The organism is Xanthocytophaga flava, from assembly GCF_030068545.1.
GTDB classification, from domain to species: domain Bacteria; phylum Bacteroidota; class Bacteroidia; order Cytophagales; family 172606-1; genus Xanthocytophaga; species Xanthocytophaga flava.
The window spans coordinates 63,821-76,806 of record NZ_JASJOR010000005.1 but is presented as its reverse complement, the minus strand read 5'-3'; the positions used below and the strand labels follow the sequence as shown (position 1 = coordinate 76,806).

General features: G+C 39.3%; 13 protein-coding genes. 7 read left to right on the top strand and 6 right to left on the bottom strand.

Features of this window, described 5'->3' with window-relative positions:
• Positions 1-27: 27 nt before the first annotated feature.
• A complete protein-coding gene (locus QNI15_RS09400) occupies positions 28-1,008 on the bottom strand; it encodes a Gfo/Idh/MocA family protein (protein ID WP_314031511.1) in 981 nt (326 codons plus the stop codon).
• A 128-nt stretch (positions 1,009-1,136) separates the two neighbouring features.
• Between QNI15_RS09400 and QNI15_RS09395 the strand changes: the two genes are divergently transcribed.
• Both QNI15_RS09395 and QNI15_RS09390 read left to right on the top strand, forming a co-directional pair.
• Positions 1,137-1,709, top strand: coding sequence for an HD domain-containing protein (locus tag QNI15_RS09395; protein ID WP_314000383.1), 573 nt, complete (start codon positions 1,137-1,139; stop codon positions 1,707-1,709).
• Positions 1,710-1,848: 139 nt separating this feature from the next.
• On the top strand, positions 1,849-2,571 hold the full coding sequence (locus QNI15_RS09390; protein ID WP_314000381.1) for a C40 family peptidase: 723 nt from the start codon (positions 1,849-1,851) through the stop codon (positions 2,569-2,571).
• A 52-nt stretch (positions 2,572-2,623) separates the two neighbouring features.
• Here QNI15_RS09390 and QNI15_RS09385 read toward each other — a convergent pair whose 3' ends face one another.
• Together QNI15_RS09385 and QNI15_RS09380 are read right to left on the bottom strand one after the other, a co-directional pair.
• Entirely contained in the window at positions 2,624-3,364 is a 741-nt protein-coding gene (locus tag QNI15_RS09385) for a YebC/PmpR family DNA-binding transcriptional regulator (RefSeq protein WP_314031510.1), read from the bottom strand.
• Positions 3,365-3,424: 60 nt separating this feature from the next.
• Positions 3,425-3,997, bottom strand: coding sequence for a DinB family protein (locus tag QNI15_RS09380; protein WP_314000377.1), 573 nt, complete (start codon positions 3,995-3,997; stop codon positions 3,425-3,427).
• A 471-nt stretch (positions 3,998-4,468) separates the two neighbouring features.
• Between QNI15_RS09380 and QNI15_RS09375 the strand changes: the two genes are divergently transcribed.
• Positions 4,469-4,993: a DUF5606 family protein gene (locus QNI15_RS09375; RefSeq protein WP_314000375.1), complete on the top strand. Its 525-nt coding sequence runs from the start codon at positions 4,469-4,471 to the stop codon at positions 4,991-4,993.
• A gap of 39 nt (positions 4,994-5,032) precedes the next feature.
• On the opposite strand, the gene QNI15_RS09370 is transcribed toward QNI15_RS09375, so the two are convergent.
• Positions 5,033-5,923 carry a TIM barrel protein gene (locus QNI15_RS09370; protein WP_314000373.1) on the bottom strand — a complete coding sequence of 297 codons (891 nt, stop codon included), beginning with the start codon at positions 5,921-5,923 and terminating at the stop codon, positions 5,033-5,035.
• Positions 5,924-6,247: 324 nt separating this feature from the next.
• Positions 6,248-7,690: a pyruvate kinase gene (pyk, locus tag QNI15_RS09365; RefSeq protein WP_314000371.1), complete on the bottom strand. Its 1,443-nt coding sequence runs from the start codon at positions 7,688-7,690 to the stop codon at positions 6,248-6,250.
• A 445-nt stretch (positions 7,691-8,135) separates the two neighbouring features.
• On the opposite strand from pyk, the gene QNI15_RS09360 reads away from it, so the two are divergent.
• The 3 genes from QNI15_RS09360 (at position 8,136) to rnc (ending at position 10,591) form a co-directional block, all read left to right on the top strand.
• A complete protein-coding gene (locus QNI15_RS09360) occupies positions 8,136-8,372 on the top strand; it encodes an acyl carrier protein (protein WP_313978668.1) in 237 nt (78 codons plus the stop codon).
• A 50-nt stretch (positions 8,373-8,422) separates the two neighbouring features.
• Positions 8,423-9,670, top strand: a complete 1,248-nt coding sequence (fabF, locus tag QNI15_RS09355) for a beta-ketoacyl-ACP synthase II (RefSeq protein WP_314031508.1) — start codon at positions 8,423-8,425, stop codon at positions 9,668-9,670.
• A 174-nt stretch (positions 9,671-9,844) separates the two neighbouring features.
• Entirely contained in the window at positions 9,845-10,591 is a 747-nt protein-coding gene (gene rnc / locus QNI15_RS09350) for a ribonuclease III (protein WP_314000367.1), read from the top strand.
• Position 10,592: 1 nt separating this feature from the next.
• Here rnc and QNI15_RS09345 read toward each other — a convergent pair whose 3' ends face one another.
• Positions 10,593-11,597 (bottom strand): glycosyltransferase family 9 protein, encoded by a 1,005-nt coding sequence (locus tag QNI15_RS09345; protein WP_314031507.1) that lies wholly within the window; start codon positions 11,595-11,597, stop codon positions 10,593-10,595.
• Between the two features lie 146 nt (positions 11,598-11,743).
• Between QNI15_RS09345 and QNI15_RS09340 the strand changes: the two genes are divergently transcribed.
• Entirely contained in the window at positions 11,744-12,982 is a 1,239-nt protein-coding gene (locus QNI15_RS09340) for a M16 family metallopeptidase (protein ID WP_314000363.1), read from the top strand.
• Positions 12,983-12,986 lie beyond the last annotated feature (4 nt).

Here is a 12,986-nt window from a genome sequence, read left to right as displayed (position 1 = left end):
AATTATAAAAGCAGTTTTTTATTTTATTTATTTCTGTGTCATCTTATCTATCATCTCCATTATTCTTGCTCCTTCGGAAGCAGTGCATGGGTTTGGGCCTTTTCCCAGAAAATAGCTTACTACTTCTTCAATCATGGGTTGTTGCACATGTGTGGGTGCTTCAAAAGGTAATACTGACTCCTTTCCATTTCTAGTCAGATAAATGATTTGTTTTCCAAAAACAGAAAAAGTAATCTTTCCTTCAGAGCCAATGATTTCAAAGCTGTCCTTTGTTTCGGATTCATCTACAGTAAAGCACCATAAGCCCTCAAAGAGTACACCTGATTGAAAGAGCATGCTTCCACTAACTATATCATCTGCACCATACTGTTTTGACTGATTAGTAGCCATTCCCTGTATAGTCACTACATCTCCAAAGAAGTAATAGGCCAGATCTAATTGATGGGGAGCCAGGTCATGAAATAATCCTCCACCGGAAATGGCAGGATCGACTCGCCAAGCTATCTTTTCAGTCTGTAAAGCCTCTTGGGATAAAGGTTTGTCAAAAAAGGAAAGTCTGGCAAAACGTACTTCACCAATAGCACCTTCGTCCAGCAAAGATTTAATCTTTTTAAAGTAAGGTTGTGCTCTCCGATAGTGAGCTACTACCATTTTTATATTTGTATCATGGGAAGCCTTTACCAGATTCACTGCTTGAGCATGAGTGGTAGTCATTGGCTTCTCTATGTAGGCAGGTTTGCCTGCTTCCATGGCAGCCAACGCATAGTGCTCATGACTATCAGGCGGCGTAGCAATATAAATTGCGTTTACTTCCGGGTCCTGAATAAGCTTGCTGGCATCATTGTACCACTTAGGTACGTTGTGTCTTCTGGCATAATCCTGCGCCTTCACCCCATCACGCCGCATGACGGCAACCAGCCTGGAATCAGCCACTTTAGCAAAAGCAGGGCCACTTTTAAGTTCTGTTACATCTCCACATCCAATGATGCCCCAATGAATTGTCTGCATAGTAAAATCAGTAATAATGTTGTAATGGAGCCAAAATATAGGTAGTTCGTTTCTCTTTTACCAACTGTTAGTTTTATATCCTGCTAAATATTTAGTTACTTCCCAACTAGTTAAACTAAAAAATACCAATGAACAACTGGGATAGAGATTTGTATAATAAGGCATGGGACTTTGCCACACTTCACCATTCAGGCCAAACTTTTGGTGGCCGTACACCGGGTATGCGTGTTGACTATATCAATCACATTGGTGCAGTTACGATGGAAATACTCTGGACACTCCAGCATAGCACCCAAACGTACAATGCGGATCTGGCAATCCAGTGTGCCCTTTTGCATGATGTAATTGAAGATACAACTGTAACCTATGAACAGGTTAAGGAAGAATTTGGTACAGATGTAGCAGACGGAGTAATGGCCCTTACCAAAAACACACAATTTCCCACTAAAATAGAACAAATGCAGGATAGCCTCCGTCGTATACAACAGCAGCCTAAGGAAGTATGGATGGTTAAGATGGCAGACCGGATTACTAACCTGGCTCCCCCTCCTCATTACTGGAATAATGAAAAGATTAAAGCCTATCAGCAGGAAGGTCAGCTTATCTATGATTCACTACATACCGCAGAGGAGTTGCTGGCAATTCGGTTAAAAGAAAGAATCAGTCAATATCTTACGTTCTTACACATTGAGAACATATAACTTCATAAAACTAACGCAACTTATTCGTCTATTTTTCGTATAGATACTTAAATAAACTATCAATAGCTTACCTTAAATTTTAGAGCCTGTATTTATTCTATGAACAACTTTTTACGATTCACTATTTTAACTCTGCAACATGCAACGCATAGCGAATCAGTTCTGGATTGTATTACAGGAAATCGCCAAACTTTTCTGGATAATTGTCTGTGAAATAGCTTTTCTGCTGGCTCGCGCAGGAAAATATCTATATGCCCATCGTAAACAAATTGCTACTCACCGAGCTACACCTTGGGTAATTATTGCATTGGCAACGGTATGGTCTGTATGGGCTATGTACCGACATGTACAGCAGCAACAGGAAAAGCCTATTGTGGTTACACACATTCCTACTGTACTGATCTCAGATTCTGATTTTCAGCAGCGACATATTCAGTTAACAGGACAACCACCCTTGCCGGAGTCGAACAAAGCATTAACACAGAGTATTACAGAATGGATAGGAGTTCCATACAGAGACAATAGTGATAGTCGTACCGGAACGGATTGTTCTGGCTTTGTACGAAATGTATATCAGGAAGCCTATGGTTTAAATCTTAACCGCAATGCTCTTAAGATGTATGAACAGGATGTAGATCCTATCGAGAAAGAAGAATTACACGAAGGAGACCTCATCTTTTTTGATACATTCGGTTCTGGTATTTCGCATGTGGGTATTTACCTGCAGAACGGACGATTTGCCCATGCATCCACTTCGCGTGGAGTAACTATTGATTCCCTTACCAATCCTTATTATTCAGACTGTTACTTTAGTAGTGGCAGGGTAAATCGAGATTTTCTGGAAGAAGAGTCTACTCGCTGATACAAAAACCGCCTTAGCTAAGAATTATTTCTGCTAAGGCGGTTTATACTTTTTAAATCAGTTCCATTTGTTCTTCTGTTATATCAATGTTGTGGTAAACTTTCTGGATATCGTCGTCATCTTCAAATAAGTCAATCAGTTTCATTGCCTTCTGGAATGTGTCATTATCCAGTGTGACCAGCACATTAGGAATACGTTGCAAAGCAGCTTCTGAGATCTCAATCTGCATATCTTCCAGCTTCTTTTGCATGGCCCCATAATCTTCAAAAGAAGTGATCACTGTTACCAGATTATCTTCTATGTTTACTTCCTCTGCCCCTGCATCAATTAAATCCAGTTCCAGTTCATCTGGACTTATAGTAGAAGGCAATGTAAAATTGAATACTCCTTTGCGGTTGAATATAAACGCCAGAGATCCGTTAGTACCCAAGCTACCTCCTATTTTATTATAATAGGAACGAATGTTGGCTACTGTACGGGTGGTATTATCAGTTGTAGCTTCTATAAAGATTCCAACAGGCCCAAAGTTTCCTTCATAAGTCACTTCCTGATAGTTCTCAACTTCTGCTCCTGTTCCTTTCTTGATTGCCCGTTCGATATTGTCTTTTGGAATATTAGCCGTTTTGGCATTCTGAATAGCAATACGCAAACGAGGATTACCCGAAGGGTCACCACCACCCAAACGTGCAGCAACAATAATTTCCTTACTTAGTCTTGTAAATAATTTGCCTCGACGAGCATCAGTAGTCCCTTTGCGATGTTTAATATTTGCCCATTTACTATGACCAGCCATATATAACTCTATTTTAATAGATTTAGTAAAAAACTTCTTCCTCCGGAATTTTAGTCAAGATCAGTGCACTACAGTAGCCTCATATTCCCTTTCATTACGTTCCATCTGACCAATGTGGCGTTCTGCATGTTTTGCCAGGAAATAAATATATTCGTAGACATTTATTTTGCCCAGATTATTCACTGTCATGGTTGTCTTGTACAAAACGCCTTCCCCATCAGGCATCTGGTCCAGGTATGTCAGACAACGTTGTATTTGCTCAATAAAGAGTGATCGTATTTCTTCTTCTGATTTCTGTCCGGTTGGCTCCATGTGTTCTGGCCGAATCCACTCAAAAGACTGATACACTCCTATCTCATCCAGCTTTTTGCGTTCAAATACATAGTGTTCCAGTGCAACTTGTAAGTCCTGCTTCTGTACATTCTCAAGTGCCTTTCTAGTGCCCTTATCAATAAGAATCAGCAGAAAGTGACTTGTCAATGTAATATGTTCCAGAATCTGATCCATTGACCACCCACCGTTGTGTGGTACGTATTGCCTTGTTTTTAATGGTTTATCAAACCACACCAATACACCATTCTGTACACCTATCAGTGTATCTCTTATTTCCTGAATTAAGTCATGAATTTTCATAGTCGTTTCTTTCAAAGAGCCACAAAATTACAAATGTTTGTATACAAGCTCCAATACAAAGCAGACGGTTTTTCTAGTTCTTCACTAATTCAAAGAAAATTGGTAAGGATTTTGCAGGTTATCAGCGTTGTAAAATCTTACTGTAATCGGTCTGTGTTATATAGTTGTCATTAAATATTTCATGTGTGAGTCGCTTATCAACTATTTTCATCTTCTCACAAGAACCAATTAAAGAGCATTAATTTATATTCACGGAGGAGAAACATGTCATCAAACATGCAGATAATTAGGAGGTTATATATTCTATATATAGAAATATCCTTACTTCTTTCCTGAATCTGATTATGTTTCAAACCATATTTTTTACATCTTTGCAGTCCGAATTGCAGTAGGATCCGTTTATCACAAATCATCGAATTAGTTAAATTTATTTTACTATTTTCTTAATCTTTAAGTACGTATCTGATTATCATGGAATTAAAAGAGATTGTTACAGTTTCGGGCAAAGGGGGCTTGTTCAAAGTGGTAAAGCCAACCCGGACAGGTATGATTCTGGAATCAATGGATAAACAAAAAACTCGCTTTATTGTAGGACCTCAACATCGTTTGTCTTTATTATCAGAGATTTCTGTTTATACAAATACCTCCGAAGGAAGTACTCCATTACAGGATGTATTATACAACCTGGGTGATAATTATGGCGACAAAGGTTTGCCTGTAAGTGGTAAATCAAGTCCTGAAGAACTGGCATCTTTTATGGGAACAGCTGTTCCTGATTATGATAGAGACCGGGTATATGCTTCAGATATCAAAAAGCTGGTTACCTGGTACGGTATCCTGCTTGAGTATGCTCCTGAGATTCTGAAAAAACAGGAAGCAACAGCTGCTGTAGCCGAAGAGAAAGCGGAAGCATCTGAAGAAAAGGCAAGTGCAGAAACAGAAGAAACACCAGCACCTAAGAAGACCACTAAAAAGAAACAAAAAAGTGAAGCATAAAAAGAAAATGCCCTGACTAGCATCAGGGCATTTTTTGTATTAGTAGTTGAATTTCTTCAGATAATCAGCACATAGTTTTGCACTGGCAAGAGAATCAGGTGAATAGTTATTTTCCTGTTCTACAAAGAAATGTTTGATACCTGCCTTAGGCGCCAGTTTCAGAATCTTAGCAAAGTCGATAGAGCCTTTTCCTACTTCTGTATTTTTTGTTTTATCAGCTTTACTCATATCCTTTACGTGTACCTGATGGAACCGTCCTGGATACTTAGTAAAATAATCATCCGGATTTTTTCCAGCAGCTACCACCCAATACAAATCCATCTCAAAGTTAACTGCTTTCGGATTAGTTTGTGCCAGCAATACATCATAGAAATCTGTATTTCCAAATTTCTTAAATTCAAAATCATGGTTGTGATAGGTAAATTTCAATCCCTGTTTTACAGCATATTCAGCCAGCAGGTTAATGATTGCAGCCGATTTTTTGTAATCATCCGCAGACTTGCGATGTTCTTCTTTCCACCATGGGCATGTAATGTAGGTTAACCCACCTTCTTTAGCTGTTTCTACTGCTTTCTTCCAGTTTGGCGCTACAGCATCCAAACCTGCTTTCACATCTTTGTCAAACTTTACATCAGGAGACGCATGCGATCCGATTGTTTTCATTCCCAGATCTGTTACTATCTTCTTGAATTCAGCACCTGACAAATTAAAGAACTTGCCACTATCAATACCATACGCCTCCAATTCCTTATAACCGTCTTTTGCTAATTGAGTAAGTACATTTTTTGTATCCTTTCCAATTACATCCCGAAGGGTATACAATTGAATTCCAATATTTTTGATTGGTGTGGCTTGTGCATAAGGCATTGCCCAGGCAGACAGAGCAGCAGCTCCGGATATTTTAAGAAAATCTCTACGGTTAAGTGTCATTGTATTACGTATTAATTATGATAAAAAACATCACTAAAGTACTATTTTTTGGTAGAAGTAGTATAGCCTAATTTCATAAAGCTGCAAAGGTATCTTCTAGCCTGTGCCTTCACCTATTCTCCTATCCATAGCTTTTGCTATATTGTGGCTGATTTATAGCCATATAGCTCGTCTCACTCTAAAAACTATACATTTCGCTCATTTAAAAATTAGCCTATACCACCTTATAGCAAAAAAGCTGCCAGTCTTAAAATAGAAAATCAGAATTATATAGCAAGTATATACATACATCACTATATAATTCTGATTCGAAATATAAAGTATTTATACAATGCTTAGTTTCAGCATGTTTGTATGCCGGTTACGACTTACAGGGATGCTGCCTGTGTTGATAATCACATCACCAGTTTTTACATGTCCGTCTCTTACCAGAATGTCCTTGATATCTTCAAAGATCTCATCTGTACTCTTGGAGTTATCATAGTAGTATGCACGGATACCCCAAACCAGACTTAGCGTATTTAACAATGTTTCATCAAATGTAAATACGAATATCTGTGATTTTGGACGATGGCTGGAGATACGTAATGCCGTATAACCAGACATTGTTAAGCCAACAATAGCCTGAGCATCTGTATCACGGGCCAAACGGCAAGCACTTACCACTACATTATTGCTGTAAAAGTTCTGGTCATGTACCTGTTGTGCATACGCATGGTTTTTATAATAGATATTAGCTCTTTCCTCTACCTGACGGATAGTTTCGGTCATAGAGCGTACCGCTTCTACAGGATACATACCTGAAGCAGTTTCCGCACTTAGCATAACGGTATCCGCACCATCAATAACCGCATTGGCAATGTCACTGGTCTCTGCACGGGTTGGACGAGGACTAGTAATCATACTTTCCAGCATCTGTGTTGCAACAATTACCGGTTTAGCAGATTTATTACACTTGTCCGCAATCATTTTCTGGATCATAGGAACTTCCTCCGCAGGAACCTCTACACCCAGGTCACCACGTGCAATCATGATAGCATCACTGGCAGCAATGATTGCATCGATATTTACAATGGCTTCCGGCTTTTCAATTTTAGATACAACACGACTTGTTCTTCCTTTTGACTTGATGATTTCTTTCATCTCCAGTACTTCTTCGGCAGTACGTACAAAAGATAAAGCGATCCAGTCCAGGTTATGCTCCAATCCAAATATAAGATCTTCACGATCTTTCTCTGTTAGTGCAGGAATAGATACATTGGTGTTTGGTAGGTTAATACCTTTCTTAGACTTCAGGATACCACCGTATACTACCTCTGTAATAACCTCCTTATACTCGCCACTCTTATTAATATCTGTTACACGTAATTCCAGCTTTCCATCATCCAACAAAATTCTCTCTCCAATATTTACATCATCTGCCATTTCCACATAGGTAGTACTGATGCGTTCACTGGTTCCTATGATTTTTTCAGTAGTAATAACCAGTTTGTTGCCTGCCCGCAGTTCTACTCCATTGTTCTCAACTTCACGGGTACGAATTTTAGGACCTTGCAAATCCTGTAGCAATCCTATATTTAGTTTGTGCTCCTGATTCAATTCTCTAACAAACTGAACCACCTTCAAATGATCTTCGTGGCTTCCATGCGAAAAGTTAAGCCGGAACACATCAACACCAGCCTGAATCAACTGCAATAATTTTTCTTTGGTATTGGATGCCGGGCCAACAGTGGCAATAACTTTTGTTTTGTTAAATGGAATGTTCATGATTTATCAATTAGTCGTTATTTATTTAGTATGTAGTACAGGATTTTTTTGAGTAATGTTTTTTATATGGAAATCCCAAGCCCGATAGAAAAGCAAATGACCAGCAAAATAATATCTTTTTGCGTTCAAAAACCTAAGTCATGTATGATTATTTGGCAAATTACATCTGATTACCAAATAACTTAGGGCTTTTTCAGTGGGCCTGCAAAACTGCTCAGTTTTTTTGAAAAAAGCAGGAAAAACATAAAAAATACTTCGCTCTTGTACTTTTGTAGCCAATAATGAACAAACTGATAGGATGGTAATAAAGAGCAAAACCCTGAAAAACCCATAGGTTAAGCTATTTTTATTGTCATAAGATTGTCTGACCAATAAAAAATTGTTTGACAATATAGTTTGAAATGCATTTCTTTGCAGCAAGTTTTCACTATTAAAATTCAAAAAAATGTCAGAAATAGCAGAAAAAGTAAAAAAAATCATCATTGAGAAGTTGGGTGTGGAAGAGTCTGAAGTGACAACTGATGCCAGTTTTACAAACGACCTTGGCGCTGACTCTCTGGACACAGTCGAACTGATCATGGAATTCGAAAAAGAATTTGGTATTTCCATTCCTGACGACCAAGCCGAAAACATTTCCACTGTTGGCCAGGCGGTAACGTACCTGGAAGCCAACGTAAAATAATTTTACCCCTCTATTGAATCCCGATTCGCTTTTGCGGATTTACCAACTCTATGCAATTGAGACGAGTAGTCATTACGGGTTTAGGTGCACTTACTCCGATTGGTAATACTGTTTCCGAATTCTGGAACGGATTAGCTAACGGAGTAAGTGGTGCTGCACCTATTACCAAGTTCGATGCGACAAAATTCCGCACAAAGTTTGCCTGTGAAGTGAAAAACTTCGATCCGGAGCAGTTCCTAGACCGCAAAGAAGCCCGCAGGATGGACCCCTTCACCCAATATGCTATGGTGGTAGCCGAAGAAGCTATACAGGATTCAGGTATGGATCTTGCCACTATCGATGTTGATAGAGCTGGTGTCATCTGGGGATCTGGTATCGGCGGACTTCGCTCGTTTCAGGATGAAGTCTCCGGATTTGCCGTAGGTGACGGAACCCCTCGTTTCAGTCCATTCTTTATTACCAAAATGATTGCGGACCTTAGTGCAGGATATATTTCTATCCGCTATGGTTTCCGTGGTCCGAGTTATGTTACGGTATCGGCTTGTGCTTCAGCTACCAATGCCATTGTAGATTCGTTTAACTACATCCGCATGGGGAAAATGGACATCGCCATCACCGGGGGTTCGGAAGCAGCTGTAACAGAAGCAGGTATCGGAGGATTCAATGCCATGAAAGCTCTTTCAGAACGTAATGACTCTCCCGAAACAGCTTCACGCCCTTATGACAAAGACAGAGATGGCTTTGTATTGGGAGAAGGTGCAGGATGTCTGATTCTGGAAGAATATGAACATGCCAAGGCACGTGGAGCAAAGATTTATGCCGAGCTGGTAGGTGGTGGAATGAGTTCAGATGCCTATCATATTACAGCTCCCCATCCGGAAGGACTAGGCGCACACAATGTGATGCGTAATGCTCTAAGTGATGCAGGTCTTAAACCAGAAGATATAGACTACATCAATACACATGGTACATCTACTCCATTAGGAGATCCTCAGGAAATACTTGCTATTCAGAAAATGTTTGGAGAGCATGCGTATAAAATTAATATCAGTTCTACTAAATCGATGACAGGACATTTGCTGGGAGCTGCAGGAGCAGTGGAAGCAGTAGCTTCAGTACTGGCAATTCAGCATCAGACTGTCCCTCCAACGATCAATCACTTTACAGATGATGAAGGTCTGGATTCTGGATTAAACTTCACATTTAATAAAGCGCAACAACGGAAGATTGATATTGTATTAAGCAATACATTTGGTTTTGGAGGCCATAACTGCTCTATCATTTTCAAAAAAATCTGAGTTAGTTACCGAGTACCAAATAAAATTTCATATTCTCCAGGCGCAGCAATAACATTATTGCTGCATTTATATTATTTTTTTTCATAAACTTATTTATCTTTGTCTGAGTGCTTATGCATGAATATATACATGAGCATAGTTTCGTGATTATTCGTACTTAATAAAGCGTAGCCTGTGCCTTCCGTTTTAGGTTTTGTTTCTGAGTTATTCAAATTTTCCTCTCTTAAAGACAAACAACTTGTAAAGGCTATCAAACAGATTACTGGTAGCAGCCCGAAAAATCTGTATCTATACAAACTCGCACTTCAACATACTTCTGCTGCAAAAGAAATAAACTCCGACGGATTCAGAGAGTCCAACGAACGCCTGGAATACCTGGGAGATGCTATTCTGGGAGCTGTTATTGCAGATTTCCTGTTCAAAAAATTTCCCTTTAAAGAAGAAGGCTTCCTTACAGAAATACGCTCCCGTATTGTAAATCGGGAATCACTTAATAATGTAGCCAAAAAGATCGGACTCAATAAGCTGATTGTATTTGATGGTCACAAACGTACTGCCCTGACTCATAAATCCATGTATGGAGATGCATTGGAAGCGTTGGTGGGTGCAATTTATCTTGATAAAGGGTTTGAGTTCTCCCGCAAATTTATCATCAAACGTTTAATCAAACCTCACTTTGATCTGGAAAATATAGTTCAGAATAATCACAACTATAAGAGTATCATGATCGAATGGGCACAGCGCGCCAATAAGAAAGTTCATTTTGAAATAGTAGAAGAACGCGGAGCTGTTCACAACAAGGAATTTATAGCTCAAGTGGTTGTAGATGGTGAACCATTTGCGACCGGAAGCGGCTACAGCAAAAAGAAAGCAGAACAAGCTGCCGCAGAAAAGTCCTGTGAACTACTGGAATTAAAGTAATTCAATTCAGTACAGTCATCTCTACCTTTCCTACTTTCAACTGGCTAACCCCAATATTTCTGGCACACTTAAAATGTCCCTCCGGACAAGCTTTGTGTCCATGTAACCCACAAGGTCGGCAAGCCAACTTTTCTTCTACCTCTACAACAAATGACTGATCTGATAGCGGTCCATAACCAAACGCTGGTATTGTGGAACAATACACAGCACAAACAGGGGCGTTCATCGCTGATGATAAATGCATAGGAGCAGAATCATTTACATAATTCATAACAGCATCCTGCATCAGTGCTGCCGACACCAGCAAAGATAACTTTCCTGCCAGATTATAGACATTTCCCTGCTGACTACTAACCCGAATGTTTTCGCAGATATCCCAGTCAGTGGGAGCACCCACTAAATATACAGAATATATATTGGAGAGCTGATGGATCAATTCTATCCACTTATCTGCAGGAAATTGCTTGGTAAACCATACGGAGGTTGGTGCAATACAGATATAGGGCTGCTTTTTATAGGGAACTACAATTTCAAAGTCGGCTGCGGATGGATATAACCGAGGCTGTCCAGGGATAGTATCTGTCAAATCCCGTATTAGGGTATGATTGCGTTCTATCTCATGCTTGCCATCAAACACATGAGGAACTACTTTATCAAAAAAACGGGAAAGAGGATTCTTATCAAAGCCTATTGTAGTATTTGCACCTGAGAGTAGTGTAAACCAACCTGTGGTCGCATATCGTTGCAGGTTAATTACATAACTATATTTTTGATGGCGCACTTGTTTCAGAATCTTCCACAAGTTCTTATACTTACCCCCTTTCTTATCCCATATATATATAGTATTCAGGTAAGGATGATCTTTGACAATGCCTTCGTTTCCCTTGCGAACCATGAAGTCAATCTGAGCATCCGGATAGTGTTTTTTTAGTTTTTCTATTACACCTGTCGCCAGAATAACATCTCCAATAAATGCCGTTTGAATAATAAGAAATGAAGCCGCCATGAAACTATATTCGTGTCCTGTATAATACCATATAAGTATTCAAAGGTACTATTTTCGGAGAAAACTTTTCCTTTAGTGATTACGTTCTTGAAAAGAAGATCAATAAGACACAGAAAGTCTTATCTTTGCAAAGAGAGTAGCAATACATGGAAGAATATGATATTTATACCCTGCCTAATGGCATTAGGGTAGTACACAAACAAGTCACACATACCAAGATAGCCCACTGTGGTTTTACACTGGACATTGGTAGTCGTGATGAAAAACCCCATCAACAAGGGATTGCCCACTTCTGGGAACATATGGCCTTCAAAGGGACCAAAAAGCGAAAATCCTTTCACATACTTAACAGACTAGAAGCAGTAGGAGGCGAATTAAATGCTTTTACTACGAAGGAAAAGATCTCTTTTCACGCATCTGTACTGGATAATCATTATGAGAAAGCATTTGAGCTACTGACAGATATAACCTTTGACTCCATCTTTCCAGAAAAGCAGATAGAACGGGAACGAAATGTGATTCTGGAAGAAATGGCGATGTACTACGATTCTCCTGAGGATTCTATTCAGGATGAATTTGATGCTATTGTTTTTGAAAATCACTCACTGGGATTTAATATTCTTGGCACTACTGAAAGCGTACGCTCCTTTCATCGGGACGACTTCAAGAAATTTATTGCAGAAAACTTAAATACATCCAGAGTTATATTTTCTTCTATTGGTAATATTCCATTTAGTAAAATAAAAAAACTGGCCGACAAGTATCTGGCACCTATTCCAACCTATACATCTCAGCGTCAACGCGAGCCATTTCTACACTTTACACCTCAGCAAATTACCAAAACACGGGCAGTTACTCAGGCGCAATGTGCTCTTGGAAGGACTTCCTATCCAATAAATCATTCCAACCGTTTGCCATTTTATATGCTGGTAAACATATTGGGCGGACCTGGCATGAATTCACGTCTGAATCTGGCATTACGCGAAAAGCATGGGTTTGTCTATTCTGTTGAAGCCAGCTACTCTCCTTTTCTGGAAACAGGCTTGATGGCTATTTACTTTGGTACAGAACCCAAGCAATTACAGAAAAGCTTATCATTGATTAGTAAGGAGCTAAAGCTGTTGCGGGACAAAAAGATGGGAACACTACAATTTCATACTGCTAAGGAACAATTGATGGGGCAGTTAGCTATGTCTGAGGAAAGCAATCTAAACTTTATGCTCATGATGGCGAAAAGTTTGCTGGATACAGAACGCATTGATTCTCTACCAGAAATTTTTTCACAAATACGTACTATTTCTGCAGAACAGCTTCAGGATTTGGCAAATGAAATGCTAAATGAAAATGAATGGAGTAAGTTATTGTATTTACCAGAAGAAGATTAATCAT

Coding starts and splice junctions, on each gene's coding strand:
- QNI15_RS09385 (WP_314031510.1), bottom strand. CDS start 3,364: ATGGCTGGTCATAGTAAATGGGCAAATATTAAACATCGCAAAGGGACT.
- QNI15_RS09375 (WP_314000375.1), top strand. CDS start 4,469: ATGGAATTAAAAGAGATTGTTACAGTTTCGGGCAAAGGGGGCTTGTTC.
- fabF (WP_314031508.1), top strand. CDS start 8,423: ATGCAATTGAGACGAGTAGTCATTACGGGTTTAGGTGCACTTACTCCG.
- QNI15_RS09390 (WP_314000381.1), top strand. CDS start 1,849: ATGCAACGCATAGCGAATCAGTTCTGGATTGTATTACAGGAAATCGCC.
- QNI15_RS09380 (WP_314000377.1), bottom strand. CDS start 3,997: ATGAAAATTCATGACTTAATTCAGGAAATAAGAGATACACTGATAGGT.
- pyk (WP_314000371.1), bottom strand. CDS start 7,690: ATGAACATTCCATTTAACAAAACAAAAGTTATTGCCACTGTTGGCCCG.
- QNI15_RS09400 (WP_314031511.1), bottom strand. CDS start 1,008: ATGCAGACAATTCATTGGGGCATCATTGGATGTGGAGATGTAACAGAA.
- QNI15_RS09345 (WP_314031507.1), bottom strand. CDS start 11,597: ATGGCGGCTTCATTTCTTATTATTCAAACGGCATTTATTGGAGATGTT.
- QNI15_RS09370 (WP_314000373.1), bottom strand. CDS start 5,923: ATGACACTTAACCGTAGAGATTTTCTTAAAATATCCGGAGCTGCTGCT.
- QNI15_RS09360 (WP_313978668.1), top strand. CDS start 8,136: ATGTCAGAAATAGCAGAAAAAGTAAAAAAAATCATCATTGAGAAGTTG.
- QNI15_RS09340 (WP_314000363.1), top strand. CDS start 11,744: ATGGAAGAATATGATATTTATACCCTGCCTAATGGCATTAGGGTAGTA.
- QNI15_RS09395 (WP_314000383.1), top strand. CDS start 1,137: ATGAACAACTGGGATAGAGATTTGTATAATAAGGCATGGGACTTTGCC.